At 46.1% G+C, this 25,727-nt stretch carries 27 protein-coding genes and 1 riboswitch; of the genes, 8 read left to right on the plus strand and 19 right to left on the minus strand.

Features of this window, described 5'->3' with window-relative positions:
* Positions 1-37: 37 nt before the first annotated feature.
* The 4 genes from DP120_RS01480 to DP120_RS01495 are packed head-to-tail and all read right to left on the minus strand — an operon-like array spanning position 38 to position 3,665.
* Positions 38-1,126, minus strand: coding sequence for an iron-containing alcohol dehydrogenase family protein (locus DP120_RS01480; RefSeq protein WP_112221412.1), 1,089 nt, complete (start codon positions 1,124-1,126; stop codon positions 38-40).
* Between the two features lie 21 nt (positions 1,127-1,147).
* Entirely contained in the window at positions 1,148-1,978 is an 831-nt protein-coding gene (locus DP120_RS01485; protein WP_112221413.1) for a MetQ/NlpA family ABC transporter substrate-binding protein, read from the minus strand.
* A 12-nt stretch (positions 1,979-1,990) separates the two neighbouring features.
* Positions 1,991-2,662: a methionine ABC transporter permease gene (locus DP120_RS01490; RefSeq protein ID WP_112221414.1), complete on the minus strand. Its 672-nt coding sequence runs from the start codon at positions 2,660-2,662 to the stop codon at positions 1,991-1,993.
* Complete coding sequence (locus DP120_RS01495; protein ID WP_112221415.1) at positions 2,652-3,665, minus strand: methionine ABC transporter ATP-binding protein; 1,014 nt, start codon at positions 3,663-3,665, stop codon at positions 2,652-2,654. The genes DP120_RS01490 and DP120_RS01495 overlap by 11 nt, the downstream gene beginning before the upstream one ends.
* Before the next feature lie 71 nt (positions 3,666-3,736).
* A riboswitch (SAM riboswitch) is annotated at positions 3,737-3,841 on the minus strand.
* A 235-nt stretch (positions 3,842-4,076) separates the two neighbouring features.
* Between DP120_RS01495 and DP120_RS01500 the strand changes: the two genes are divergently transcribed.
* On the plus strand, positions 4,077-5,240 hold the full coding sequence (locus tag DP120_RS01500) for a pyridoxal phosphate-dependent aminotransferase (protein ID WP_112221416.1): 1,164 nt from the start codon (positions 4,077-4,079) through the stop codon (positions 5,238-5,240).
* A gap of 65 nt (positions 5,241-5,305) precedes the next feature.
* Here DP120_RS01500 and hutH read toward each other — a convergent pair whose 3' ends face one another.
* The 7 genes from hutH to lepB all read right to left on the minus strand — a co-directional run bounded on the left by hutH (position 5,306) and on the right by lepB (position 14,384).
* Positions 5,306-6,820 carry a histidine ammonia-lyase gene (hutH, locus tag DP120_RS01505; RefSeq protein WP_112221417.1) on the minus strand — a complete coding sequence of 505 codons (1,515 nt, stop codon included), beginning with the start codon at positions 6,818-6,820 and terminating at the stop codon, positions 5,306-5,308.
* A 141-nt stretch (positions 6,821-6,961) separates the two neighbouring features.
* Positions 6,962-8,302, minus strand: coding sequence for a YjiH family protein (locus DP120_RS01510; RefSeq protein WP_112222273.1), 1,341 nt, complete (start codon positions 8,300-8,302; stop codon positions 6,962-6,964).
* Positions 8,303-8,316: 14 nt separating this feature from the next.
* A complete protein-coding gene (locus DP120_RS01515; RefSeq protein WP_112221418.1) occupies positions 8,317-9,252 on the minus strand; it encodes an agmatinase family protein in 936 nt (311 codons plus the stop codon).
* Positions 9,249-10,496 carry an imidazolonepropionase gene (hutI, locus tag DP120_RS01520; protein WP_112221419.1) on the minus strand — a complete coding sequence of 416 codons (1,248 nt, stop codon included), beginning with the start codon at positions 10,494-10,496 and terminating at the stop codon, positions 9,249-9,251. The genes DP120_RS01515 and hutI overlap by 4 nt, the downstream gene beginning before the upstream one ends.
* The gene (gene hutU, locus DP120_RS01525; protein ID WP_112221420.1) at positions 10,489-12,171 is read right to left on the minus strand and encodes a urocanate hydratase; all 1,683 of its coding nucleotides are present in this window, start codon (positions 12,169-12,171) and stop codon (positions 10,489-10,491) included. Before hutU ends, hutI begins: the two co-directional genes overlap by 8 nt.
* 191 nt (positions 12,172-12,362) lie before the next feature.
* Positions 12,363-13,787 carry a helix-turn-helix transcriptional regulator gene (locus DP120_RS01530; RefSeq protein WP_112221421.1) on the minus strand — a complete coding sequence of 475 codons (1,425 nt, stop codon included), beginning with the start codon at positions 13,785-13,787 and terminating at the stop codon, positions 12,363-12,365.
* A 24-nt stretch (positions 13,788-13,811) separates the two neighbouring features.
* Positions 13,812-14,384 (minus strand): signal peptidase I, encoded by a 573-nt coding sequence (gene lepB, locus DP120_RS01535; RefSeq protein ID WP_112221422.1) that lies wholly within the window; start codon positions 14,382-14,384, stop codon positions 13,812-13,814.
* Between the two features lie 96 nt (positions 14,385-14,480).
* On the opposite strand from lepB, the gene DP120_RS01540 reads away from it, so the two are divergent.
* Together DP120_RS01540 and DP120_RS01545 are read left to right on the plus strand one after the other, a co-directional pair.
* Positions 14,481-15,389: an acetamidase/formamidase family protein gene (locus tag DP120_RS01540; protein ID WP_112221423.1), complete on the plus strand. Its 909-nt coding sequence runs from the start codon at positions 14,481-14,483 to the stop codon at positions 15,387-15,389.
* Between the two features lie 107 nt (positions 15,390-15,496).
* Positions 15,497-16,519, plus strand: coding sequence for a YecA family protein (locus DP120_RS01545; RefSeq protein ID WP_112221424.1), 1,023 nt, complete (start codon positions 15,497-15,499; stop codon positions 16,517-16,519).
* A gap of 233 nt (positions 16,520-16,752) precedes the next feature.
* Here the strand turns inward: DP120_RS01545 and DP120_RS01550 are convergent, their stop codons facing one another.
* On the minus strand, positions 16,753-16,959 hold the full coding sequence (locus tag DP120_RS01550) for a hypothetical protein (RefSeq protein ID WP_112221425.1): 207 nt from the start codon (positions 16,957-16,959) through the stop codon (positions 16,753-16,755).
* Between the two features lie 275 nt (positions 16,960-17,234).
* On the opposite strand from DP120_RS01550, the gene DP120_RS01555 reads away from it, so the two are divergent.
* Positions 17,235-17,744 (plus strand): DUF421 domain-containing protein, encoded by a 510-nt coding sequence (locus tag DP120_RS01555; RefSeq protein WP_112221426.1) that lies wholly within the window; start codon positions 17,235-17,237, stop codon positions 17,742-17,744.
* A 33-nt stretch (positions 17,745-17,777) separates the two neighbouring features.
* Here the strand turns inward: DP120_RS01555 and DP120_RS01560 are convergent, their stop codons facing one another.
* Entirely contained in the window at positions 17,778-18,254 is a 477-nt protein-coding gene (locus tag DP120_RS01560; RefSeq protein WP_084243934.1) for an acyl-CoA thioesterase, read from the minus strand.
* 106 nt (positions 18,255-18,360) lie between these two features.
* Between DP120_RS01560 and DP120_RS01565 the strand changes: the two genes are divergently transcribed.
* The gene (locus tag DP120_RS01565; protein ID WP_112221427.1) at positions 18,361-19,164 is read left to right on the plus strand and encodes an AAC(3) family N-acetyltransferase; all 804 of its coding nucleotides are present in this window, start codon (positions 18,361-18,363) and stop codon (positions 19,162-19,164) included.
* Positions 19,165-19,199: 35 nt separating this feature from the next.
* Here the strand turns inward: DP120_RS01565 and DP120_RS01570 are convergent, their stop codons facing one another.
* From DP120_RS01570 to adh, 4 genes are all read right to left on the minus strand, one after another.
* Positions 19,200-19,790: a Fic/DOC family protein gene (locus DP120_RS01570; protein ID WP_112221428.1), complete on the minus strand. Its 591-nt coding sequence runs from the start codon at positions 19,788-19,790 to the stop codon at positions 19,200-19,202.
* Positions 19,783-19,971 carry a hypothetical protein gene (locus DP120_RS01575; protein WP_084246736.1) on the minus strand — a complete coding sequence of 63 codons (189 nt, stop codon included), beginning with the start codon at positions 19,969-19,971 and terminating at the stop codon, positions 19,783-19,785. The genes DP120_RS01570 and DP120_RS01575 overlap by 8 nt, the downstream gene beginning before the upstream one ends.
* A gap of 442 nt (positions 19,972-20,413) precedes the next feature.
* Positions 20,414-20,776: a DUF779 domain-containing protein gene (locus DP120_RS01585; protein WP_112221430.1), complete on the minus strand. Its 363-nt coding sequence runs from the start codon at positions 20,774-20,776 to the stop codon at positions 20,414-20,416.
* Positions 20,777-20,818: 42 nt separating this feature from the next.
* Positions 20,819-22,339 carry an aldehyde dehydrogenase gene (gene adh / locus DP120_RS01590; RefSeq protein ID WP_112222275.1) on the minus strand — a complete coding sequence of 507 codons (1,521 nt, stop codon included), beginning with the start codon at positions 22,337-22,339 and terminating at the stop codon, positions 20,819-20,821.
* 241 nt (positions 22,340-22,580) lie between these two features.
* Between adh and rluF the strand changes: the two genes are divergently transcribed.
* Entirely contained in the window at positions 22,581-23,288 is a 708-nt protein-coding gene (gene rluF, locus DP120_RS01595; protein WP_112221431.1) for a 23S rRNA pseudouridine(2604) synthase RluF, read from the plus strand.
* Positions 23,289-23,300: 12 nt separating this feature from the next.
* On the plus strand, positions 23,301-24,017 hold the full coding sequence (locus DP120_RS01600; RefSeq protein WP_112221432.1) for a DUF6904 family protein: 717 nt from the start codon (positions 23,301-23,303) through the stop codon (positions 24,015-24,017).
* 232 nt (positions 24,018-24,249) lie between these two features.
* On the opposite strand, the gene DP120_RS01605 is transcribed toward DP120_RS01600, so the two are convergent.
* Positions 24,250-24,549 (minus strand): cupin domain-containing protein, encoded by a 300-nt coding sequence (locus DP120_RS01605; RefSeq protein ID WP_112221433.1) that lies wholly within the window; start codon positions 24,547-24,549, stop codon positions 24,250-24,252.
* Between the two features lie 157 nt (positions 24,550-24,706).
* Between DP120_RS01605 and DP120_RS01610 the strand changes: the two genes are divergently transcribed.
* Positions 24,707-25,126 carry a hypothetical protein gene (locus DP120_RS01610; RefSeq protein WP_112221434.1) on the plus strand — a complete coding sequence of 140 codons (420 nt, stop codon included), beginning with the start codon at positions 24,707-24,709 and terminating at the stop codon, positions 25,124-25,126.
* 86 nt (positions 25,127-25,212) lie between these two features.
* Here DP120_RS01610 and DP120_RS01615 read toward each other — a convergent pair whose 3' ends face one another.
* Positions 25,213-25,638, minus strand: coding sequence for a CBS domain-containing protein (locus DP120_RS01615; protein ID WP_112221435.1), 426 nt, complete (start codon positions 25,636-25,638; stop codon positions 25,213-25,215).
* Positions 25,639-25,727: the final 89 nt, after the last annotated feature.

The raw sequence follows: 25,727 nt of genomic DNA on the forward strand, positions 1-25,727 counted from the left end.
AAGCCGCTGCCGGACAACAATCCGGAGCGGCTTTCGATTATTGAACTATTGTCTGATGTTTTTCATATACCCGTATAGCCTGTGCTACTTCTTCTGCCGTCACACCACCTGTTTTAAGCAAGTGAATGGTTTCACCTGGTTTAGTCGTTTTTTCAGCTACCGCGAGGATACCTTCATCAGAAATATCGGAAAGTCCCATATCTCTCAAAGAAATCGGCAACCCTAATTGCTGAAAGTAAACGGCCAATTTCTCCGCTTCTTCCCAACGGTCTTCAAGAATAAGTTGAATCAACGTCCCATAAGCCACTTTTTCACCATGCTGAATACTATGGGTTTCCGGCAGTACGGTCAGTCCGTTATGGATAGAGTGGGCTGCTGCAACTCTGCCGTAGCTGTCTCCAAAGCCGCCGACCATTCCCCCTGTCATAATGATGGTTTCTACTACTTTTACAAATCTAGCTGTCAATTCTCCCCGCTCTGCAGCCGCTACAGCAGCTCCCCCATGTTCAATCAATTCGTCCAGGCAAAGCTTAGCTGTATAGTGGGAAATTGCGAGTGCTGCCGTTTTTTCCGGAAGCTGACGGATCTGTACATCTGCTTCATACCATTTGGCAACAGTGTCCCCTATGCCGGCAACCAGCATAGCAGTCGGCGCTTCCAGCATGATTTGCGGTTCAATAATCAACAACGAAGCATTTCTGGAATGGATATCAAAGCGATGGAAGTTTCCTTCTTCTGTATAAATGACACTGATTGGTGTCCATGCTGAACAATTGGAAGGAGCAGTAGGCAGGAGTACTGTTTCAATATTCCGGACCTGACCTGCAGCTTTTACCAAATCCAGGATTTTGCCTCCCCCAACGCCCAATATGGCATCCGCTTGTATAGAAGACTCAGCAACACGCTGAATTTCTGCAAGTGAACATTCACCGCTATATTCAATAAAATCGGCCTTCAGGGTCTGAAATTCAGGAAAGTAGGAAGCTGCGGCTTTCCAGGAATCCCTACCATGCACAATCAGGATTCGTCCGTACCCAAGTGACAGCAGATGTTCTTCCAGACGTCCAAGGATCCCATCTTCGCAAATATAAGTGCCTGGAGCTCCCCGTACAATAAATTCCGTCATTTTTTTCACCCTTACTCTTTATTATTCTGTCATCCAACCCGGTTTTCCGAAACCTTCAAATTCTTCATCAATCGTTTGCTCAAATTCTTCCGACTCTACAATTTCAATCAAATCCTCCGCCAGTTGACCATCTTTATTTTCCGCCTTCACTGCTACAACGTTACGGTATTCATCCGGCATATTTTCAAGAACCAATGCATCCAGTAAATTCATGCTTGAAGCGAGTGCAAAATTCCCAGGAACAGCTGCTAGATCTGACCCTTCAACCGCACGCGGCAATTGTCCTGCTTCAATCGGCTGGAATTCCAGATTTTTAATGTTATCTTCAATGTCTTTTTCAGATACTTTAAGTACCTCCGCATCCGGATTCAAAGTGATCAAGCCCTCATCTTCCAAAATTAAAAAGGCACGTGCAGCATTTACTGGATCGTTGGGAATAGCAATAGTAGCCCCTTCTTCAATTGACTCAAGAGAATCATATTTATTTGAATATATCCCCATTGGAGCTGTTGGTACACTTATCAATCCTTCTAAATCCATATTATTTTCTGTTTCAAAGTTCTCTAGATAAATGGTGTGCTGAAAAAGATTTGCATCAAGATCTCCACTATTCAGTGCCACGTTAGGTTGGATATAATCACTGAATTCCACTGTTTTCACTGTATAGCCTTTTTCTTCAAGTGCAGGAACAATGGCCTTACTCAGCATATCGCTGTAAGGTCCTGCAGTGGATCCCAATGTAACTTCCTTCGATGCTTCAGCTGTTCCTCCCGTTCCACTCGTTGTATTTTCTTCTCCACAGCCTGCCAATGTCAATGCGGCCAACGTCAATACTAAACCTAACTTTTTCATCCTTATCTCCCCTTATCTTTTATCGATTGCTTTTGCTGTATAATCGCCCAATTGTTGAATCAATTGAACAAGGATTATTAAAATAACGACTGTGACAACCATAATCGTGTTGTCGTAGCGATAATAGCCAAAACGGATGGCCAAGTCGCCGATGCCTCCGCCCCCCACAACTCCTGCCATAGCTGAGTAAGCGATCAGACTGATAATAGTCAATGTAATGCCTTGAATAATGCTTGCTTTCGCTTCCGGCAGCAAAACATCTATTATTATCATCCATGGTGTCGCCCCGACAGCGATTGCAGCTTCAATGACACCTTTATCTGTTTCGCGTAATGAAGTTTCCACCAGTCGGGCAAAAAATGGAATTGCTGCCACTGATAGTGAAACACTGGCTGCTATCGGGCCAATGGTAGTGTTAGTAATTGCCAAGGTCAATGGAATAAGCGCTACCAACAGAATAATGTACGGAATGGACCTGACAATATTGATGATGAATCCGATAACAGAATTGAAAGCTTTATTTTCCCAAAATAATCCTTTGTCTGTAACAAATAGAAGAATTCCGAGAGGCAGTCCGAGGATTAAAGCCGCTGACAGGGAAATGCCGATCATGACTAAAGTTTGGAAAAATGCCGTTTGTATTTCTGGCCATAACTCAATAATGCGTCCAACTTCAATTCCCATTCCCGACCACCTCCACTAGCGTTGCCCGACTCTCCAGATATTTCAATGCTTCAGCTATAGTAGCCTTTTCACCTTTTAACTCCATGATGAATATGCCAAGGGGACGTTCCTGAATGTATTCGATTGAGCCATGGAGAAAATTACCTTTTATTTGATATTTTTGCAGCATATCCGAAACTACACCTTCTCCGGCCATCGCTCCTTTAAAAAGAAGCTTCACAAGCAAACCTTCTGTTTCTGAAAGAATTTGTTCCGGCACGTTGAAAGATACAACGCTTGAGATGAACTCTTTCGTAAGTTCCTGTTGAGGATCGGCAAAAATATCGTATACCTGCCCTTCTTCAATAACCACTCCACCTTGCATGATTGCCATACGGTCACATATCTCCTTGACCACATTCATTTCATGGGTAATGAGCACAATTGTGATATTCAATTTCCGGTTAATATCTTTGAGCAGGTGCAAAATGGAGAGTGTCGTATTGGGGTCAAGTGCAGAAGTTGCTTCGTCACAAAGCAATACATCAGGGTTATTGGCTAGAGCCCTGGCAATTCCAACCCGCTGTTTTTGACCTCCACTGAGCTGGGCAGGATAGACATTTCGCTTCTCAGCCAGCCCAACCATTTCCAAGAGCTCGCTGACTCTGACATCAATATCTCTTGCATTCATTCCGGCTGCTCTGAGTGCGAAGGCGATATTATTATAAACTGTTTTTTGGCTGATCAGAGAAAAATGCTGAAAAATCATGCCGATTTTCAACCGGGCTTTTCTAAGCTCCCCACCTTTTAAGGAAGTCAAATCTTTTCCATCCACTATAATATTTCCTGATGTTGGTCTCTCCAACAAGTTAATGCAGCGGATCAATGAGCTTTTTCCAGCTCCTGAATAGCCAACTATCCCAAAGATTTCCCCTTTCTTTATATCCATGGTTACATTGTCGACTCCAGTGACTGCTCCTCTTTTAGTCATATATGTTTTCGTCAGATTCTGGATTTGAATCATAGTTGTCCTCCCTCGCAAAATAAAAAATGCCTCTTCATCAAGAAAGAGGCATCGAAAAATAAAATATTCCCGACTTATCTTCCAGAATGCAAGCATTCTGCAGGATTTGGCACCTACCCATTTCTGGGGGTTGCCGGACGTCATAGGGCCTTACCCTCGGTCTCTCTTGATAAGCAGTGTATGAAATTTGAATTGTTTATTATATTACGTCCATTTTTTTCGAAAGTCAAACCTGATTTGTATTTAATTAATTTTTCTCCGTTTCAACTCAATAAACAACTTTTCGAATAACCCGGCTTGGCTCTAACTGCTTCAGGGAAATAAGTATTCTCCGCAATGTAGACATATCCTCTCCAACTGTATAAGATTTGGTTAAGATTCGTAATATTTCAGAAAATGAGGGAATGCATAATGGAATTTTCAAAACGCTTGCAGCAATTGCCGGAACAATTCTTTTCGTCTCTTGCCGCACAGACAGCAAAAGCTTTGGCTGAAGGACGCGACGTCATAAATCTGGGTCAGGGAAATCCTGATCAGCCAACGCCTGCACATATCGTCAAAGCCATGCAGGAAGCCGTCGCCGATCCGAAAAACCATAAATATTCACCGTTCCGGGGGATTAAGGAAATGCGGCAGGCCGCTGCTGATTTCTATAAACGTGAGTATGATGTCGATATCGATCCTGATCTTGAAGTTGCCTTGCTTGCCGGTACGAAAATCGGACTTGTGGAGCTGCCGCTTGCATTCCTCGATCCAGGCGAATCTTTGCTCCTGCCTGATCCGGGCTACCCGGACTACATGTCCGGTGCCCCTTTGGCAGGAATCGACATGGATCTGATGACGTTAAAACCTGAAAACGGCTATCTGCCGAATTACAGCGAATTGGAGCAAAAGGTGCTCGACCGTGCTTCAATGATGTATCTGAATTACCCCAATAACCCGACCGGCGCAGTCGCCACCAAAGAATTTTTCGATGATACCGTTCAATTTGCAAAAACCAATGGCATTGCTGTCGTCCATGATTTCGCATACGGCGCCATCGGGTACGAAGGCGTAAAGCCGCCAAGCTTCCTGCAGTCTGAAGGTGCCAAGGATATTGGAATCGAGATGTATACTTTATCGAAAACTTATAATATGGCCGGATGGCGCATCGGTTTTGCTGTCGGCAACTCGAAAATGGTTGAAGCGCTGAACCTGATCCAGGATCATCTATTCGCCGGACTGCCTCCTGCTCTGCAGCTGGCCGCGGCTGAAGCTTTGACGGGTGATCAGTCCTGTGTCACAGAACTCGTTGAAACCTATGAAAAACGCCGTCAGGTGCTGATTGAAGAATGTGCCCGCATCGGCTGGGAAATCGAAGCGCCTAAAGGTTCTTTCTTTGCCTGGCTGCCGGTGCCAAAAGGATTTACAAGCATCGAATTCGTCAATTACCTGCTGAAGTATGCGGATATTTCCGTTGCAGCGGGCAGCGGATTCGGTGAAAGCGGCGAAGGGTTTGTGCGAGTCGGACTGCTGGTCGATGAAGAACGTCTTGCGGAAGCCATCCGCCGGATTGAAAAACTGAATTTGTTTTAAGCGATATAAGAGGGCGTGCCGATTGTTCGGCACGCCCTCATTTTTATATATATACGATTTTCGATTCAGGATAAAACACGTTGTTTAATTCCATGATAAGCCTCTCCAAGCAGAAAAGCCGCAATGCGTTCGATATCCGGATTGAACACCCGGTCTTCGTCGATCGGTCCGGCTACTTTTCGAATGGCTCCGAGGCGCTCGGCCGTTCTTGGTGACATTCTGTCCGCTCCGCGGTATTCGACTGCCTGCGCCGCACAGAAGGCTTCTATAGCCAGCACGCGCCGGGCATTTTCTGTAATGTCGCGGGCATGGCGGGAGCCGATAGTACCCATGCTGACATGGTCTTCCTGATTAGCGGACGATGGAATCGAATCGACAGATGCTGGGTGTGCCAAGGTTTTATTTTCCGATACAAGGCTTGCCGCTGCGTATTGCAGGATCATTGCACCCGATTGAAGGCCCGGTTCCGGACTAAGGAAAGCGGGTAGCCCTTCGTTCAATGCCGGATTGACGAGGCGTTCGATCCGCCGTTCCGAGATATTTGCGAGTTCAGCGACCGCCACTTTCAGGAAATCCATAGCAAAAGCGATCGGCTGTCCGTGGAAGTTTCCTCCTGAAATTACTACTTCACCGTCTTCAAAAATCAGCGGGTTATCGGTAGCCGCATTCATTTCGATTTCCAGTTTTTCTTTTACATATGCCAGCGTCTGCCAGCTCGCGCCGTGGACTTGCGGGATGCAGCGCAGTGAATAAGCATCCTGAACCCGTTTTTCTCCTTGTACCGTTGAAAGACGGCTGCCGTCGAGCCACCAGCGCATGCGCTCTGCAACTGCCATTTGTTCCTTATAGCCCCGTGCCGCGTGGACTGCCGGATGAAAAGCATCCATAACACCGAATAGGGATTCAAAAGTTATTGCCGCAATCCATTCGCTTTGAAGAGCCAGTGTTTCCGCTTCGATATATGTGACCACTCCTTGGGCCGTCATTGTCTGCGTACCATTGATCAGCGCCAGCCCTTCTTTTGCCTGCAATTCTACAGGAGACAGGCCTTTTTGCTGCCAGACAGAAGAAGCGTCTGCCGGCTCCCCGTCTTTCCAGTATTCTCCTTCTCCGATCAGCACCAATGCCAGATGCGAAAGCGGAGCCAGATCACCTGAAGCTCCCAACGAACCCTGTTGCGGTATGACCGGATGAATCTTTTCATTGACCATCATCGCCAGCCGTTCAGCGACAATCGGACGGATTCCAGAGAATCCTTTTAATAACGCGTTCAAGCGCAGCACAACCATCGCCCGTGAAACCGCTTCCGAAAATGGTTTGCCGATGCCACATGCATGTGACCGGATCAAATGGAGCTGCAGCGGATTAACGTCTTCTTCTGAGATGCTAACGTCACTGAATTTGCCAAATCCGGTATTAATGCCGTAAACGGTCTTTTTCTCCGCTACAATCCGATCGACAGCTGCCCTGCTCTTGCATACACGTTCCATTGCGCCGTCGTCCAATTCGATCGTCTCGTTCTCAAACAGAATCCTTCGCAATTGTTCGATTGTTAAATCGTTCCCTGTTAATGTAATCATTCAATTCCCATCCCTTCGAAAAAAGATGCGATAGCAGCCGCCATCGCATCTTGAGTTACCCTCAGTATAAATTTCAGCTAACCAAAGCTCAAGTATTAATTACCATATTTTAACAAGATACAGTGGTAACGTATCACCGCGTTAAAGGATCAGGTAAGCGATTGGTGTTACAAAAATCAGCGTTAAAATTACACGCTGTACCCAGATAACCACCATTTTTGGAATCGACAACGGGATTTCTGTCGAAACAACACATGGCACCAATGCCGAGAAGAAGATGATGGAAGATACAGAAACGACCGCAATAACGAATTTCACAAGCAGGTCTGATTCTGTTACAAACAGCGCCGGCAGGAACATTTCAGCTATGCCAAGTGCGCTGGCTTTAGCAACAAGCATCGGTTCCGGCAATTGAAGCGCCCATGTGAATGGATAGAATAGATAGGCTACCCAGTCAAAGATTGGTGTAAACTCAGCCAGTACCAGTCCCAACAAACCAATGGAAAGGATTGTCGGCAAAATTGCCATTGCCATCAAAATTCCGTCCTTCAAGTTTTGAAGCACATTATCAACCAGTCTTGGTGAACGCCCAACCGTTTCTTTAGCCTCGCTCCAAGCTGCGGTAAATCTATTGCCTTTTACTTTTTGCTCAGGCTGCGGAGTTGCATCCGGATGGTAATCGTCCTTTATTTTCGATAATGGCCAGATTCTGACTGTTACCATTGTTACCAGGAACGTCACCACTAAAGTAACCCAGAAATACGTCAGCCACATATCCATAATATCAAGCGTTGATGCGACAACAACCATGAAAGTTGCAGAAACAGTGGAGAAGCCGGTCGCGATGATTGCCGCTTCTTTCGCTGAATATTTTCCTTCTTTATAAACACGATTTGTAATCAATAAACCCAGCGAGTAACTGCCGACAAATGATGCAGCAGCATCTATTGCAGACCGCCCTGGCGTCTTGAAGAGCGGACGCATGATCGGCTGCAGCAAAACCCCTATGAATTCAAGCAGGCCGTAACCGACTAATAACGCCAGGAAAACTGCGCCGATCGGAACCAGCAGGCCGACCGGAATTACCAATGCATTGAAAAGAAACGGCCCCATATCAGGATCAAACAGCCAAGCAGGTCCCATGTTGAATACAATCATCAATCCTACAACTAAACCGACCACCTTGAAAACAGAAAACACTTTATCTACCGTACTCTTTTTCCAGGTTCCCGATACAAACGGATAAACCGCTCCTGCGGCAATTATTGCCAGTGCGTAATAAGGTAAGACGCCGCTGACGTTAGCGCGCAGAAAAGAAACGATATGATCGAGCATAATGGTGCTTTTTTCTCCGATTGTCACCGGCACAAAAAACATGAACGCACCGATAAAACTGTAAACGAAAAATTTCCACATTCCTGTATTACTTTTCACTTCTGGAAGATCGTTTCCTTTAACCCCTTTTGTGACCATTTTCCCCATCCCCTTATAATGGATTATGTTCTCATCGCAACGCCGGTCATAAATTGCAGCCACGCATACACCCCTGTTTTGACTGTGGCTGACACATGATTATCTTTTTGCGGATCCAGACAGACAAAATCGATATGTCTCACTTTCTCCGATTTGCCTATTTCCAATAACGCTTCAAACAATTCTTCTGATTTCATTCCGCCTGGCGTAGAAGCAGGGACACCCGGAGCCACGCTGATGTCGAGTACATCCATGTCGATTGTGGCGTAGATGCGGTCCACGTGTTCAAGCGCTTTTACCGCTTTTCGGATTGTTTCAGTCAAGCCGGCTCTTCTCGCTTCACGCATTGTCACCATCTGAATGCCTTTTTCATCTGCGTACTCAACCAGCTCTTTTGTATTGAAATAACCATGGAGACCGATGTTTACGACATCTTCTCCCTTGACCGTTTCCCCGTCAATCAATTGGCGGATCGGCGTACCGTTCGCCGGCCCTAATGCCTTTGGGTCCCGCACATCCAGATGTGTATCGAGTTGCAGAATGCCGATGCGTTCACGGGAAAATGCTTTTTTCACCCCTCTGACCGCGCAAGCAGTCGTCGAATGGTCGCCGCCGATCATGCAAGTCAGTTTACTGTCTGCCAGACCTTCCACAGTTTCTTCGATTCGGCGGTGCGATTCCTTGATGTTCGTTGTGTGCATAGCGACATCTCCTGCATCACGCACAGAAACTTTTGTCAGATCGATTCGTTCGTCCAAGTTATAGGCGGCAAAGCCTTTCCACATTTTACGGAAAGCCTCGGGATATTCAGAAGCCGCCGAAGCGGAGATGGACGAACGCGAGAGCGGCGCGCCGAAAAGGACGACATCCGCTTCACCCTCCTGTTTCACCCAATGATGCACATGAGTGACTCTTTCCGCCGGCTGCCAAGTCCATTCCGGTCTTTTCAAATAACTCATCCAACCACCTTCTCTCCATTTTTCCAAACCGATTCAACATGATTCACACCGAATAAATACTGGAGTTCCTGATACGATTTCACTTTCCATAAAACGATATCTGCCTTTTTACCTACTTCAATCGATCCTGCCCGGTCTTCACGTTTTATTGCGCAAGCTGCATTATAGGTGGCTGCCACTAAAGCCTCTGCCGGCGTCAGGCGCATCGAAATGCAGGCCAGGTTCATGACGAGCGGCATTGAAACGGTCGGCGATGACCCTGGATTGCAGTCAGTCGAAATTGCAACCGCTACTCCCGAATCGATCATTTTACGCCCCTGTGCCGCTTCTTCGCGGAGATAAAGGGCTGTTGCAGGAAGAAGACAGGCAATAACGCCGGCATCCGCCATTGCTTCAATGCCTTCATCGGAAGCTTTCAACAGATGCTCCGCTGAAATGGCGCCGACTTTCGCAGCCAGTTCCGCTCCGCCATATGAAACGATTTCATCGGCGTGGATTTTGGGCGTCAGACCGTGTTTTTTACCCGCTTCCAGAATGCGCTCGGATTGTTCCGGTGTGTAGACATTTTTTTCACAGAAAACATCATTGAACTCCGCCAGCTCAGCAACTTCCGGCAGCATTGTTTCTATTAAATAATCGACGAAATCATCTTCTTTTCCTTTGTATTCAGACGGCACCGCATGCGCGCCCATGAATGTTGACACAAGGTCAATCGGATGTTCCGCATTCAACTTCTTCATCACTTTCAATTGCTTCAGCTCTGTTTCCAGATTCATGCCGTAGCCGCTTTTTCCTTCAACCGTCGTAACACCGTGTTCGAGGAAAGAATCAAGCCGTTTCGTCGTCTGCTCCACCAATTCCTCTTCCGTCGCTTCACGGGTCATGCGCATCGTGGCATGTATTCCGCCGCCGGCATTCATAATGTCCATATAGGAAACTCCCTGCAGCCGTTTTTCGAATTCGCCTTCGCGGCTTCCGCCATACGCAACATGCGTATGCGGATCGACCAGCCCCGGCGTCACCAATTGCCCTTTGGCATCGATGACTTCAGCGTCAGCTGATCGGTCAGCGAATTTCTTTTCCAATTCGGCTGTTGTGCCTACTGCTGCTATTTTTCCGTCCTCCAGCCAGACACTGCCGTCTTCAATCAATCCAAGTTCGCTCATCGCTTCTTTAGATCTTGGGCCTTGCTGGCCTTTAATTGTTGCAAGCTGTGCATGCTTAATCCAAACTGATTTAGTCATTTTTCTGGTTTCCACCTTTCATCATCGGAATGTTAACGCCTTTTTCACGCGCTGTTTTTTCGGCAATATCATAGCCGGCATCAACGTGGCGCGCTACTCCCATTCCAGGATCTGTCGTCAATACCCGCTCCAGACGCGCTTCGGCATCTTTCGTGCCATCCGCAACTATGACCATACCCGAGTGTATGGAATAACCCATGCCGACACCGCCGCCGTGATGAAGCGAAACCCATGTCGCACCGCCGACCGCGTTGACCATTGCGTTAAGGATCGGCCAGTCAGCAACAACATCCGAGCCGTCTTTCATCGATTCCGTTTCGCGGTTTGGCGATGCCACAGAACCGGAGTCCAAGTGGTCGCGGCCGATAACAATCGGTGCGCTCAACTCGCCGCTTGCCACCATATCGTTGATGATTTTACCAAAGCGGGCACGTTCACCGTAACCGAGCCAGCAGATCCGTGCAGGCAATCCCTGGAACTGGATCTTCTCCTGTGCCATCTTGATCCAATTGCAAAGATGCGTATTGTAGCTGAACTCACGAAGAATCACTTCATCCGTCTTGCGGATATCTTCCGGATCGCCGGATAATGCCACCCAGCGGAACGGACCTTTGCCTTCACAGAATTGAGGACGGATATAAGCCGGCACAAATCCAGGGAAATCGAAAGCATTTTCGATGCCTTCGTCTTTTGCGACCTGGCGGATATTATTGCCATAATCAAATGTAATGGCCCCTTGTTCTTTCATTTCCAGCATTGAACGAACATGCTGCGCCATCGACGCTTTCGATAGCTTCACATATTCCGATGGATCCCTTTCGCGCAGAGCAGCTGCGTCCTCCAGCGACATTTTTGACGGGATATAGCCGTTCAAAGGGTCATGCGCTGAAGTCTGATCAGTAAGGACGTCCGGCGTGAAGCCTCTTTGGATCATTTGCGGCAGAACATCCGCTGCATTGCCCAGCAAGCCGATGGATAACGCGCGCCCTTCCTGTTTCGCTTCTTCAGCCATTCGGATCGCTTCATCAAGTGAATCCGTCTTCACGTCTGTATAGCGCGTAGCGATTCGGCGATCGATGCGTGTCTCATCCACTTCGATGCCGATGCAGACACCGCCAGCCATCGTGACCGCCAATGGCTGTGCGCCGCCCATGCCGCCAAGACCTGCCGTCAGCGTGATAGTCCCTTTCAACGACTCCCCAAAATGCTGTTTCGCAAGTTCCGCAAAAGTTTCATAGGTTCCTTGCACGATTCCCTGTGAACCGATATAAATCCAGCTGCCCGCTGTCATCTGGCCGTACATCATCAACCCTTTCTTATCGAGTTCATGGAACGTTTCCCAATTGGCGTATGCAGGAACAATGTTTGAATTGGCAATCAAAACCCTCGGTGCATTTTCATGTGTTTTGAAAATGGCGACCGGTTTGCCCGACTGCACCATCAGCGTTTCGTCATTCTCCAGTTCTTTCAGCGACCGGACGATGGCGTCAAAACTCTCCCAATTTCTTGCCGCTTTGCCGATGCCGCCGTATACAACCAAATCCTCCGGTCGTTCCGCTACATCCGGATCCAGATTATTCATCAGCATGCGCAATGCCGCTTCCTGCTGCCATCCTTTTGTATTAAGCTTTGTGCCTGTATATTGGATTACTTTTTGTTCTGAAACCGTTTTCATTTCAAGCTCCTCCTTTGTCTATATTTTTATCTTATACTAATAATTCAGTTAATTATTTATAATTTATTTCATTTCTTTTGTTTTGTTTAAATAATTTTTGATTCTCTTATTTATTTTTAGAATTATTTTATATAACTAATCATTTCATTAACATTTCGACAAATTTAAAACGGCTTTCCGAAGAAAGCCGTTCATTCCAATAAATGAAGTTCACCCTGCCGATACTGGGAAGGGGTCAATTTTTCATGCTTCTTATATACCGCGCTGAAATACGAAGCGGTTCCAAAGCCGCTGAGCCGCGCCACTTCATCCAGCGGAATATCCGTTTCCTTCATCAGCCGGTTGGCTTCGCGAATGCGGATCTGCATCAGCAATTCGCTGAACTTTCGACCGTTCTGCTTTTGGAACCTGCGGCTCAATGTGCTCTTATTCATCCGCAGCTGCTCAGCACAGGCTGAGAGATTCCAATCCGGATTCCAGTAATTCGCTTCCATCAGCGCCCGGATTTCTTCCGAAGCCGGAGATTCCCCGCTTTCAGCATGCTTAACGGCCGCTGATACCACATTCACAATGAAGTTCAATGTTGACTGGGCAATTTTATAAACAACAGGATCTTTGACGATAACTTCAAAAATTTCATGATAGCGCTGTTCCCATTGCTCATCATGCAGATGAGCTGATTTCATATAGCGGCGCGCCTGGGCCAGCACACTCGTCAGCCGGACACGGATCATTTCAGGATCGGGGTATGGACGCGAATAGGAAAGAAACTCATTGTGCATCCAGGCGTGGATGGCGCGTGTATCTTTTTTCTCGAGCATTTCTATCCATTCACGCTGTTCAACCGGCGATAAAAACGGATCGAGCGGCTGCCAGGTGATTGGTTCATGTTCGATGACAGAAATATCATAGCCTTCATAGAAAATCAGCGAAGTCATATCCCTCGTACCCTGATAGTAATCTTTCAGCCGCATTTGGCGGTTGGCATTGACGAAAATCGACAGATCCTCATTGGTCTCCCGTTTCCAGGATTCATAGAACATCCGGCTTTCTTCGATGCAGGACTGTTCATCATCCGTCAAAAACGCAGCTAGAACAAAATCGGAAAAGGCAAATACCTCCGCTCCTTTATGGAATGGATAACTTTTGAGCTGTTTGCTCAATAATGGGTAGCCTGCTTTGTCAGGCAACACAAAAGCAGTTAAAGTGACAGCAGGCGTCAGTACGTCAGCATCAAAGAAATCTTCGTATCTGAGTAGCGTATGCTTCAAGCTTCCTTCATCTGTTTTTTCATTGCGCAGCTGAAAGCGGATCTGCTGCAGCTGCTTCACAAGAAGCAACGGGTCGAATGGCCGAAACAATAAATCAGCCGCTTTTCCCTTTAGAGCCCGGTAAGCTGTCATGAATGTGCGGTCGGACGACAAGCCGATCCAAGGAATGTTGCGCTGTGTATATTCCTTTTCAAGTTCGTCGTTCCATAGGTCCATATCAACCACCAGGCAATCTGCAGCATCTTCCTTGGAAAACGATACTGCAACGCCGTTCATATGCGATTCCATTACCCATTTCAACCCTTGGGCTTCCAGCTCATTTTGCGAGATAACCACAATTTTCACAAAGTCCCCCTCTTTCTCCGGCCACTACTTCACAGGTCCCAAATGTTCAATTGGAGACAATCTGAACTTTACTTCTCCGACAATATTTTCCTCTTTGATAAATCCAAGTATGCGGGAATCGACACTATTCAGGCGGTTATCGCCCAGCACAAAATAATAGCCCGCAGGCACAGTCACTGCCGCAAAATCTTCCGTCAGCTGACTGTATCCCAATTGTTCGGCCACTTTCCTGTTTTGCTCAAGATAAGGTTCGTCTGTCTCTATGCCATTAATATATAGGTGGTCGTTGTTCATTTCCACCACGTCACCCGGAATTCCAACTACACGTTTCAAATAATTTCTATCCTCAGCCACTTTGAACACAATCATATCGGAATGTTCGATTTCACTTATTTTCATCAGTATGATGCGGTCATTTTCCTCAAATGTCGGCATCATCGACTTGCCGTGCACTTCAACTGGTTCAAATATGAATTGCCGGGCACTCAGAACGACCAATGAGGCTAAAATGATCACTTTCATCCAGGCAATCAACCGCTCAGAAGGTTCTTCAATCAAATCAGCTTCCTCCTTCAATGCCACTTTGTTTTCTCTCATCATACTATACTGCTGAACTGGGCGCATCCGGGGTTTTGCTATTCAAAGGGGCAGTTGCTACAATTAACTAAATAGTAAGAAAAGGAGTGATTTTCTGTGCATAAACTGTCCAACGATGATGTTATTTATTCTTTTTCAAGAAAAAACCCTCCCGTACTCCGTGTGAATTCCGGCGATACGGTCAGTATTGATACCTACGACTGTTTCACTAATCAGATCCAGTCAGCCGATCAGGAAGTGGAAGCAATCGACTGGAACCGCATTAATCCCGCAACAGGACCCGTCTACGTAGAAGGTGCGGTTGCCGGCGACTTGCTCAAAGTGACGATTGACGAACTTGAAATCGGCAATCAGGGCGTCATGGTAACGGGGCCGGACCTCGGTGTTATTGGTCACCGCATGGAAGCGATGGAATCCAAAATCATTCCGATTGAAAACGGCAAAGCCATCTTCAATGAAAAATTGCATCTGCCGTTGAACCCGATGATTGGTGTCATCGGTGTTGCCCCTGAAGGCGAACCGGTTTCCTGCGGCACCCCTGGTGCACATGGCGGCAATATGGATACCAAGCACATCACACAAGGCGCTACTTTGTATTTCCCAGTCTTTGCAGAAGGCGCTTTGTTTGCTCTCGGTGATTTTCATGCCGCCATGGGTGACGGAGAAGTCAGTGTTTCCGGAATAGAAGTTCCTGGGCGCGCCACGGTCACACTTGAAGTGGTGAAAGGGTTCCATTCAAAATTCCCTGTGCTGATCAATAGCGAAGGGGTTTCTCTTCTAGTCTCAGCAATGACGCTCGATGAAGCAGTGAAAGTTGCAACCGAAGAAATGATCGATCTTTTATTGCCTTACACAGATTTAAGTGTAAGTGAGATGACCATGCTGATGAGTGCGGCTGGCGAGGCGCAGATCAGCCAGGTTGTCGATCCACTGGTGACTGCCCGTTTCTTCGTTCCACAGCATATATTGGACTCATTAGAGATTAAGTTATTCAACCAGGTATAAAGAATCACTTGTTGATGGTTTTCGTGTCAAATGGACGTCAGAATCGTCGGACTTTTGAGCGAAACTGCAATGTATGGTACACTCAAGAAAAAATGTAGGTGATTAGAATGGTAGGAAGAAATGATCCATGCCCATGCGGCAGCGGAAAGAAATACAAAAAATGTCACGGGAAAGAACAATCTGTCTCGGTAAATGACTTGGTGAACGAGGAACTATTCAAAGTGCGCCAATTGTTCTTCTCAGAAAACCCGAATCAGGAACAGCTTGCGGATTTCCGTGAATTACAGCAGGAATGGCAGCCGCGCCTGATGAAAACAATGGCAGAAAATGATGCACAGGCATTTGTCATCGAGAATTTTCTGTTCATGAAAAAACCTGAACTTTGGCAGGAACACCTGGATAAGCAGATTGAACTTTCCCAGCGCCCTACCACTCAGGACGTTCTGAAAAACTGGAGCGATGTAAAAGTATTTGTCGGCCAATATGTAAAAGGCGACGAAAGCTCTGCTCAATTTAAAGACGCTTTCACAGGCGAAACTTATACGATGTCCGACCAGCCGCCGACAGACATGGAAGACGGCCAGGGCTTGCTTGCAATCCTATTGCCGGATTCACGTGTAGGTGAAGAAGGTGCTTTATTCCTTAACGGCTATTTGACCATTGTCGGCGAATTTGCTCCTTTCTTCGAGCAATTAAAAGCTGATATGAAGAAAGAAAATGCGACTGATGGCGAACGATACGTCCGTGACAATTACTTGGCGGTCGTTGAAAGCATCGTCAAATATTCCACAGGTACTGTGGATGAAAGCATCGACCTTTCACCTGAACATCAGTCCGTCATGGACGAATTGCAAAAGCATGTACAGGAAGCCGACTTTGACGCGGAAACGGTTGATAACGTGACCAGCATCATGAACAGCTACCTGGCAAGCCAGCAGCCTAGCGTCCAAAAACCGGAGGCACTTGTCGGCGGTTATTGGAGATTCCTGCAGGATCATGAATTGATCAAGGGACCTATGCTTGCACCGAAACAATTAAGCGAAAAATTCGGCGTGGCTTCAAGTACTATCCTGAAACGCTCGAAGGAATTCGGTTCTTATTTTGATGAGTTATTGGCGAAAGCTAAATAGGTATAAAAAAAGAGCAGCTTCAGCTGCTCTTTTTTTATTAAAGTATTTTTCGAGAATTAATCTTACTCAATATATCCTTCTGAAACCCCTGCTCCTGCATCGCTTCGCTAGCTTCGTCGCAAAGAGTCGGCCGAACTTCCTTCGGCCTAACCCCTGCTCCTGCATCGCTTCGCTAGCTTCGTCGCAAAGAGTCGGCCGAACTTCCTTCGGCCAACTCTTCGCTGCTCTTTTTTTTATTTTCTCCTCCGAAACCTGACCAATATATATGCAAGGATTCCAGTGACCGCAAGGAACAGATATAACCGGATGAAGGCTGGTTCAAACCATAATATATCTGTAAACGATACAAAGTAGTTGAGTATGGCTGCCAGCAGCAAGAGGACGGCCAATACGAAAATGACGAGCCCCGCATACCGGATAACATTCAGGAACACTTTCATCGCAATCGCTCCTTTTTTGTGACTTCCTTTCTTCTTTATATACCCTTTTCCAGCTTTCTATGCTTAATTAACAGAATCTCATTCCTTTCACAAAAGATGTTTTATCGAAATCTGTTTGTTCGGAAGTATATGGGGAAAAGATGGAATACGGGAAAACTTTGTGCATGATGGGGGTAACTCTGCTTTTATTTCGAGAAAAGGAAATAAGGCAGACTTATCAACATGTTAAGTAAGTCATAAGGCAAATATATTTTCCACAGAAAGGAGCCGAAGGAATGTTTGAAATAACCTGGGACAGTTTTATACGGATTGTCACTGTAGGTTCGCTCGCTTACATTGGCCTAATTTTCTTTTTGAGAATATCCGGTAAGCGGACATTGACCAAATTGAACGCATTTGACCTTGTTGTCACAGTAGCTCTCGGTTCGACTTTGGCTACAATATTGTTGAACAGTCAAGTCAGCCTTCTCGAAGGACTGACCGCATTCGCGCTATTGATCGGTGGACAATACATTTTTACATTTTTGGCAGTGCGCTCGAAGAGTTTTAATAAGTTTATAAAGTCAGAGCCCAAATTACTCTATTTGGATGGTTCTTTTTTGGAAGATGCGATGAAAAAAGAACGGATTAACAGAGTCGAAATACTACAGTCCATCCGCAATCAGGGAATCGGCAATTTGGAGAAAGTAAAAGCAGTTGTTTTGGAGACTGATGGAAGCATGTCCATCATTAAAGGAGAACCTGGAAACACATTGAGCAATGTGGAATCGAAAAAAAACATTTAAAAAGGTTCCGGAAATCCTTCCGGAACCTTTTGTTCATCGAGGCGTTTTCGCCCTTTGCTTTCGGTGTTCCCGGCGGGCCGGCGCTGTTTCAAAGAATAGCTTCTCCCCTTCTGATTCGGGGATGACAGCTGGAACTGGAGTAGGCTTGCCGTCATCGCCCATCGCTACCATTGTCAGGAAGGATTCGGTTGTCAGCCTTTCTTCTCCCGTCTGCAGGTTTTTCGATTTCACTCTGACATAGACTTCCATGGAAGTGCGCCCCGTTGAAGTGACGTTCGCTTCGAGCTCAAGAACATCTCCCACATGTGCCGAAGACAGAAAATCGACCGAATCGATGGAAGCTGTCACTACGACTTGCCGGCGCGCATGTTTCATTGCTGTAATTCCTGCGATTTCATCGATATACGCGAGAACTTTTCCTCCAAAAATCGAATTCATGTGGTTCGTGTCAGGCGGAAGCACCAATTTCGTCTGGATCGTCCGTGATTCTTTCATTAGCCTTGCTTCCATACTCTTCACTCCTGCTCTTTTTATTGATATATACTAATGCTATACGCAATATTTCAGGTCGGCAACTTTTAGCCGTATGTTATATTGATTTGACAGGAGGTGCTCCATGACAGAGTTAATGAGCATTTTAAACACACCCGAATTCCAGTCAAAAAAGTCATTGAAAAGACAGTTAAATGAACTTGGAATCCAAAAAGGCGACCAGATTATGGTCCATTCTTCGCTGAAGTCGATGGGATGGATTGCGGGCGGCGCCCAAGCAGTCGTCGAAGCTCTAATGGAAACAGTGACTGACAGCGGCACCATCGTTATGCCTTCGCAATCCGCTGACAACTCGGATCCGGTTTATTGGATGGAGCCGCCGATTCCTGAAAACTGGCATGCTGATCTGAGGGGAAACCTTCCTGCTTATGATCCCCATTTGACTCCGCTCAGAGGCATGGGGAAGATTGCTGAATGTTTTCACCGGCACCCTTCCACAATCCGCAGCCCGCATCCGTCCCACTCCTTTATGGCCTGGGGGGCTGACGCTGCAGAGTGGATGCGTAACCATCCCGTTGAAGATTCTTTCGGAGAAGGTTCACCTCTTGCGAAAATGATGAAGGCTGAAGTGAAAATCCTTTTCATCGGCGTCGGTTTTGATTCGTGTACCGCTTTGCATTACGCCGAATTTGCACAGGATGATCGGACAACTTCTCCGCAAGGCGCTGCGATTATGCTGAACGGCGAAAGGGTTTGGCAAAGATTCGAATGCGTCGACATGGATTCGGACCGCTTCCCTGAAATCGCCAAGAATTTTCATGGCGATATCAAAATCGACAAACTCGGACAGGCGGAGGTAAAACTGGTCTATATGAGGCCCTTGGTGGAATTTGGAATTGAGTGGCTGCAGGAAAATAAAAAACAATAAAACCATAGGATTGCCGCCTTTTGCACGCGGCAATCCTATGGTTTTATCATTTCATCAAGAAGATTTTCCAGCCGGTCGTTTGTAGAATTGAATGAATCCACAAATGCATTGATAATTTCTGCAGGCCCCGCAATTTTTTCCCAGTTCAATTGATAGCCTGCATTTGCCATCAATTGGCGCGCAAATTCACGCACGGTCCGCCCGTTGCCTTCCCTGAATGGGTGCAGCGCATTGAGTTCCGCAAGATAATGGGCCAATCGCTCGATCATCTTGTCGCGCGGCAAATCTTTCAAATAACTTTCTTGTTCCAGTTCATTAAAAATCCTGTGCATCTGGACTTCTATATGGTCCGGATGTGCGAAGGAAGAAGACCCTTTGGAAATCATCTCTTTGCGCAATTCACCAGCAAAAGGATAGACATCCTGAAGAATGGTCCGATGGATTTCTATGAAAGCATCCATATCCAGCGGATCAGCCGGTTCTTTCAACTTCAGTTCAGAGAGGCGCAGCAATGAATACACCGTCTCCAATTCCTTCAATTTGTTGTCATCCTTGATGGAAAAGTGATTGATCAGAACGTCCGAGCCCGGATAGCAATACATGGAAGAATGCTTATACCTAGACATCAAATCTGTTTCGAATGGCCTTATGGAATTGAGCTTCCGTTTTTTCTCCTGTCAAAACCGAGCGGACAAAATTACAGTCCTCATGGGTCACATCAAAGCCTTCAATATGAAGTGAATGTGAGGCATAAGAAATGGCGTGTTCGGCTTGCTCAAAAGAAATACGGTTAACTAATTTCGTCAAATTGATGACCACCTTTCATTCTTCCATTATACCATTTAACATGCATCAAATCTATTGACAACAAGGGTTTTTAAAGAAAAAAACCACCTTCGCAGGCTTGATATTTAACGCATTTTTCCGGACTTCAGTTGGAATGAATACCTTCTCGTTTTTCACTGCAAATTCTTTACAGAAATAATTTTTTTCAAGTCTTAGCAACTCAAACATTGAAATACTTGAAATTTTAATTCCATAATTTGGCGATACTTTCCGGTTCAACTAAAATACTTTCCAGTTCTCCTAAAATACTTTCCAAAACACCTGAAATACTTTCCAATTCGGCTCAAATACTTTCCAATTTCATTTCCGAAATTCATAAGTGAATTTATTGTATATATATAACTGTCCCATCCCAATAATTTTGCCAAACAAAAAAAGACGGGATCAAAATCCCGCCTTCGTTTCACACCTGTTCCTGCAATTCCTTCGTTTCTTCCGTTGTAAACGCCCGGGATCTTGTCAAAAAGCGTTTTCCTTCGACGCCTTCAAGTGAAAACATCCCCCCGCGCCCAGGCACTACATCAATTATCAATTGAGTATGGCGCCAGTATTCAAACTGATTTTTGTGCATATAGAATTTACTGCCTCCAATGTCTCCCATGTAAATATCCTGGTCACCGATAAACAGGTCACCTTCCGGATAGCACATTGGCGAGCTGCCGTCACAGCAGCCGCCTGACTGGTGGAACATCAGAGGGCCATGCTTCTCTTTTAAAAACTCAATCAATTCAAGGGCAGCATCAGTAGCTATGACACGTTCAACCATTGGAATTCCTCCCTTTCAATGAAGAAGGACCTTTTCTTCCGATCAAAAGAACCCTTGCTTGTCCTGACTGTAGCTGACCAGCATATTTTTCGTGTTTTGGTAATGGTCCAGCATCATCTTATGGTTTTCACGGCCAAAACCGGACATTTTGTATCCACCGAATGCAGCATGAGCTGGGTACTGGTGATAACAGTTTGTCCAGACGCGTCCTGCTTGGATTCCGCGGCCGAAACGATAAGCCGTATGGGTATCGCGAGTCCAGATGCCGGCTCCCAGTCCATATAATGTATCATTTGCAATTTCCATCGCTTCTTCTTTCGTTTTGAAAGTTGTTACGGAAACAACCGGTCCAAAAATCTCTTCCTGGAATACGCGCATCTTGTTGTTTCCTTTAAACACGGTCGGCTTGATATAGAAGCCTTCCGCCAAATCGCCTTCAAGCACATTTCGGTCGCCGCCGGCAAGGACTTCCGCGCCTTCCTGCTTGCCGATATCCAGATAGGACATGATTTTCTCCATCTGCTCCTGGGAAGCCTGCGCCCCCATCATCGTTTCCGGATCAAGCGGGTTCCCGATTTTGATTGCTTCAACGCGCTTCAACGCACGTTCCATGAATTCTTCATAAATATCCTCTTGAATCAATACACGTGACGGACAAGTACATACCTCACCCTGATTCAGCGCGAACATGACAAACCCTTCAATTGCTTTATCCAGGAAAGCGTCGTCCTGATCCATAATATCCTTGAAGAAGATGTTCGGTGATTTGCCGCCCAACTCCAGAGTGACCGGGATCAAGTTTTGTGACGCATATTGCATAATCATCCGCCCAGTCGTTGTTTCACCTGTGAAAGCGACTTTGGCGACTCGTGGACTGGATGCAAGCGGTTTCCCTGCTTCAAGCCCGAAACCGTTAACGATATTCAGAACTCCCGGCGGCAGTAGATCGCCGACCAGTTCAGCCCATACCAGGATACTTGCAGGGGTCTGCTCTGCCGGTTTCAATACGACACAGTTTCCTGCAGCAAGTGCTGGCGCCAGTTTCCAGGTTGCCATTAGCAGTGGGAAGTTCCACGGAATGATTTGTGCAACTACCCCAAGCGGCTCATGGAAATGATACGCAACAGTGTCATCATCTATTTGGCTGAGCGATCCTTCCTGTGCACGGATAACTCCTGCAAAATACCGGTAATGGTCAATTGCCAAAGGAATATCAGCATTTAAGGTTTCCCGCACTGCCTTGCCGTTGTCCCATGTTTCTGCAACTGCAAGCATTTCCAGATTTTGCTCCATCCGATCAGCGATCTTCAAAAGAATATTGGCTCGTTCCGTAACCGATGTTTTGCCCCAGGCATCCTTCGCTGCATGGGCCGCATCTATCGCGGCTTCCACATCTTCCGCGGTCGAACGTGCAATTTCTGTGAATTTTTTACCGTTTACAGGAGAAACATTATCAAAATACTGTCCCTTTGCCGGCGCTCTCCATTCACCGTTAATATAGTTTTCATACCTTTCCTTAAATGAACTCTTCGCCCCACTTGTGTTCGGTACTGCATATTCCATTACCATTCCGTTTCCTCCCCTTAATTGAATTGCCGTTATGTATGCGCTTTCATTATACTGTTGATCTGTCTGCACATAATGAAACAGCTTACCTCTTATATTGTCAAACAACTTAGAAAATTGCAATAGATTAAACTTTTCTTTTTACCTAAAAACATAATTAGCGCTTCGTTTTGTTCTTTCTGATTTGAGGGTATAATGGAAACACACAGCAAATTCTATAAATCGAAGGGATTTTATTATGCGAATCAATAAATTTTTAAGTGAGACGGGAATCACATCCCGCCGCGGTGCAGATAAATTCATCGAAGACGGCCGCATTACCATCAACGGTGCACCGGCGGAACTCGGCAGCAAAGTCCAGCCGGGTGATCAAGTGCATGTCGACGGCAAGCTGATTGAACAGCCCCAGCAGGAATACGTCTACATCGCACTGAATAAACCCGTCGGCATTACGAGTACGACCGAACGCCATATCGAAGGAAATATTGTGGATTTCGTAAATCACTCCGAAAGGATCTTTCACATCGGCCGCCTCGATAAAGATTCAGAAGGATTAATTCTCCTGACAAACGATGGCGACATCGTCAATGAAATTCTGCGGGCGGAAAATGAACACGAAAAAGAATACATTGTCAGAGTCGATATGCCTGTCACCGATTCTTTCCTGAAAAAAATGCAGGAAGGCGTGGAAATTCTGGATACGGTCACTCTTCCGGCAAAAGCGGAAAAACTGACCAAGTATATTTTCAAGCTGACTATTAACCAGGGACTGAACCGCCAGATCCGCAGGATGTGTACGGCCCTCGGCTATGAAGTGCGGAGCCTGCAGCGGATTCGGATCATGAACATCCACCTGGGAGATTTGCCTGTAGGTGAATGGCGCGATTTGACCGACGAAGAACGCAATGAATTATTCAAGCAACTTGATTACAAACCCAAACGTTGAGGAGGATTCAGCATGCTGACGATGATGAGCACACCGAACCATACTGGAGTAAAGATTAGCGGCGATTATTTTGACCTGGACGAGTTGAACCAGGCTTTTTATAAAGTGATTGGCAAAGAAGACCAATACCACGGCTACGAAGGTTCGCGCCGGCGCATCCTCGGAATTTCATACGAAATCCGGCATGCTGCCCAAGGTGACCGCAATGTCGAATTTGTCTTCAATGGCCTCCATGAACACACGATGAAACAGCACAAATTCATCGCGCCGGATAAGAACATTTATTTTTCTGCAGAAATCCTGTGGCCGGAATTGATATACGCAGCAATAGCGCTGAAAGACTTTGTGGGCCTTTATCAGAAACGGGTATCTCAATCGATATGGGATATTCACCTCCCGGTTATCTATCGGTTCCAGTCTCTTGTGCTCGATTGCCTGCAGGGACATATTCCCGATGCAGAATACGAAACGATTTTAAAGGGCTTTAATCAGCCTGTCACAGTGGATGATTATGCCATTCAATATGTGGACTTGATGAATCTGAAATATATCGGCATGACGAAAGAGCAGCGCGAAAAGAGCCTTTCCACAATTGCATTGAAACTTGCTGTTCAGGACAATGAATATCAAGCATTCCGCAAGCAGGTTCTGGCCGCCGCCACCCCTGGCAAGAAGCAGATTCATGAAATCGAAGTATCTGCTGAGTATCCAGAGGATTTCGAATGGTAATTTTAGAATCTTTATCTCAAAAGTATAGATAGAAAAAAGGGCTGTCCAGTAAGTCATCAATTGACTTATTGGACAGCCCTTTTGTCTCTAATAAAGCGCAGGGAATACTATTGCTCCTGTCTCTGTCTCTGCATCGCTGCGCTAGCTTCGAGACATGAAAGTGCGTTGCATCGCAGCGCTAGCTTCGTCGCAAAAGGAGTTGCCAAAATTACTTTTGGGATAACTCCTTTTTCTATTGGTTAATTTGAATAACCAGGAAGTTCGAATCTTCTAAAGCTCTCAGGCTATGTTTTTCCTTCGGCGTCATTCTCATCATGACACCGGGAGATACTTCCGCGATTGTTCCTTCTACTGTAAATTCGACACGCCCGCTATTTACGATAATCAGGACATCAGCGTCCGCATCATGTGCAGGAATCTTTTCTCCGGCTGCCAATTGCATGTTCACGATATTGATTTTTTCGAGTTTCGCAACTTTCTGGACATGTTTCTTCTTATTGTCCAGTTGATAGGGCAATTCAAATAATTCCATGTTTGCACCTCATTTCTTTCCTTATTCACTCCATTCGACAAACGACAGGGAAGACCTGCCTTGATTCCTGCTTCATGACTTTGCCAATCGTTTTAAAAAAGCGGAAAGAAGGGTATATTTCTGTAACGATAAAATTTAACGCACTGGAGTGATTATGATGAAGAAATGGTACTTGCCAATTGGTGTTGTGCTATTGCTTTCAGCCTGCGGCGGTGAGGAAACACCTGAGCTGCAAGAAGAGTCCCAAACGGAAGTTTCTGCCCCCGAAGGTGATGAACTCGATCCCACCGACCCTGAAGAAGTGCAAAACGCTGAAGCCACTACTGTTTCAGACCTGGCTGCAGGAAATATCGAAGAAGGCGCAGCTGTTGAAATTTCAGGCACGGTAGAGGAACTTGCAGATGACGTCGCTTTCCCTTCTTTCATTCTTGTCAATGACGGCCAGCAGGTATATATACGGAACATGGCTGAAACCCCTGTTGAACCGGGCGACACCATACTGCTTGAAGGAATTTACGACGGCAACGCCGAAGAAGATATGCCTCTTATTTCAGCTTCTGTAATCACTGTGGAATAAAATAACTCTATATTTTATAACGAAAAACGAAAAAACCGGCCGTTTGGTGGCCGGTTTTTTCATAGTTTCTCTGTGTTTTTTGTTGATTATTTTTCCGGTTCTGCCGGTTCTGAAACTTCATCCAGTGCAATGTCTGCATTGCCATACGATTTGTCTTTTACAGCTATATCCCCGAGCGACACGATTCCAACAACCTTGTCATTATCAACGATTGGTAAACGACGAATCTGGTGGTCAGCCATCAGTTCTGCTGCATCTTCCACAGACATATCTTGGCTTCCTGTCACCATGCTCTCTGAAAGGATTTCAGAAACCGCAGTATCCAATGAAATATTATCTGCAATACCCCGGACTACGATATCGCGGTCCGTAATGATGCCGATCAACTTGTCATTATCAACTATCGGAATTGATCCCACATTAATCTCTTTCATTTTTGCGGCTGCTTCCTGCAGGGATGTTTGAGGCGTGCATGTGTCTACTTCCTTTGTCATTATATCTGCTACTTTCATTTGAAAAGCCTCCTTTATATTTTCATCATATTCCTTGTTTATCCTTTCTGAATCCATCGAAACCTTTTGGACACAAAAAAAGCGATTCC

Source organism: Planococcus halotolerans (genome assembly GCF_003289955.1).
GTDB lineage: Bacteria > Bacillota > Bacilli > Bacillales_A > Planococcaceae > Planococcus > Planococcus halotolerans.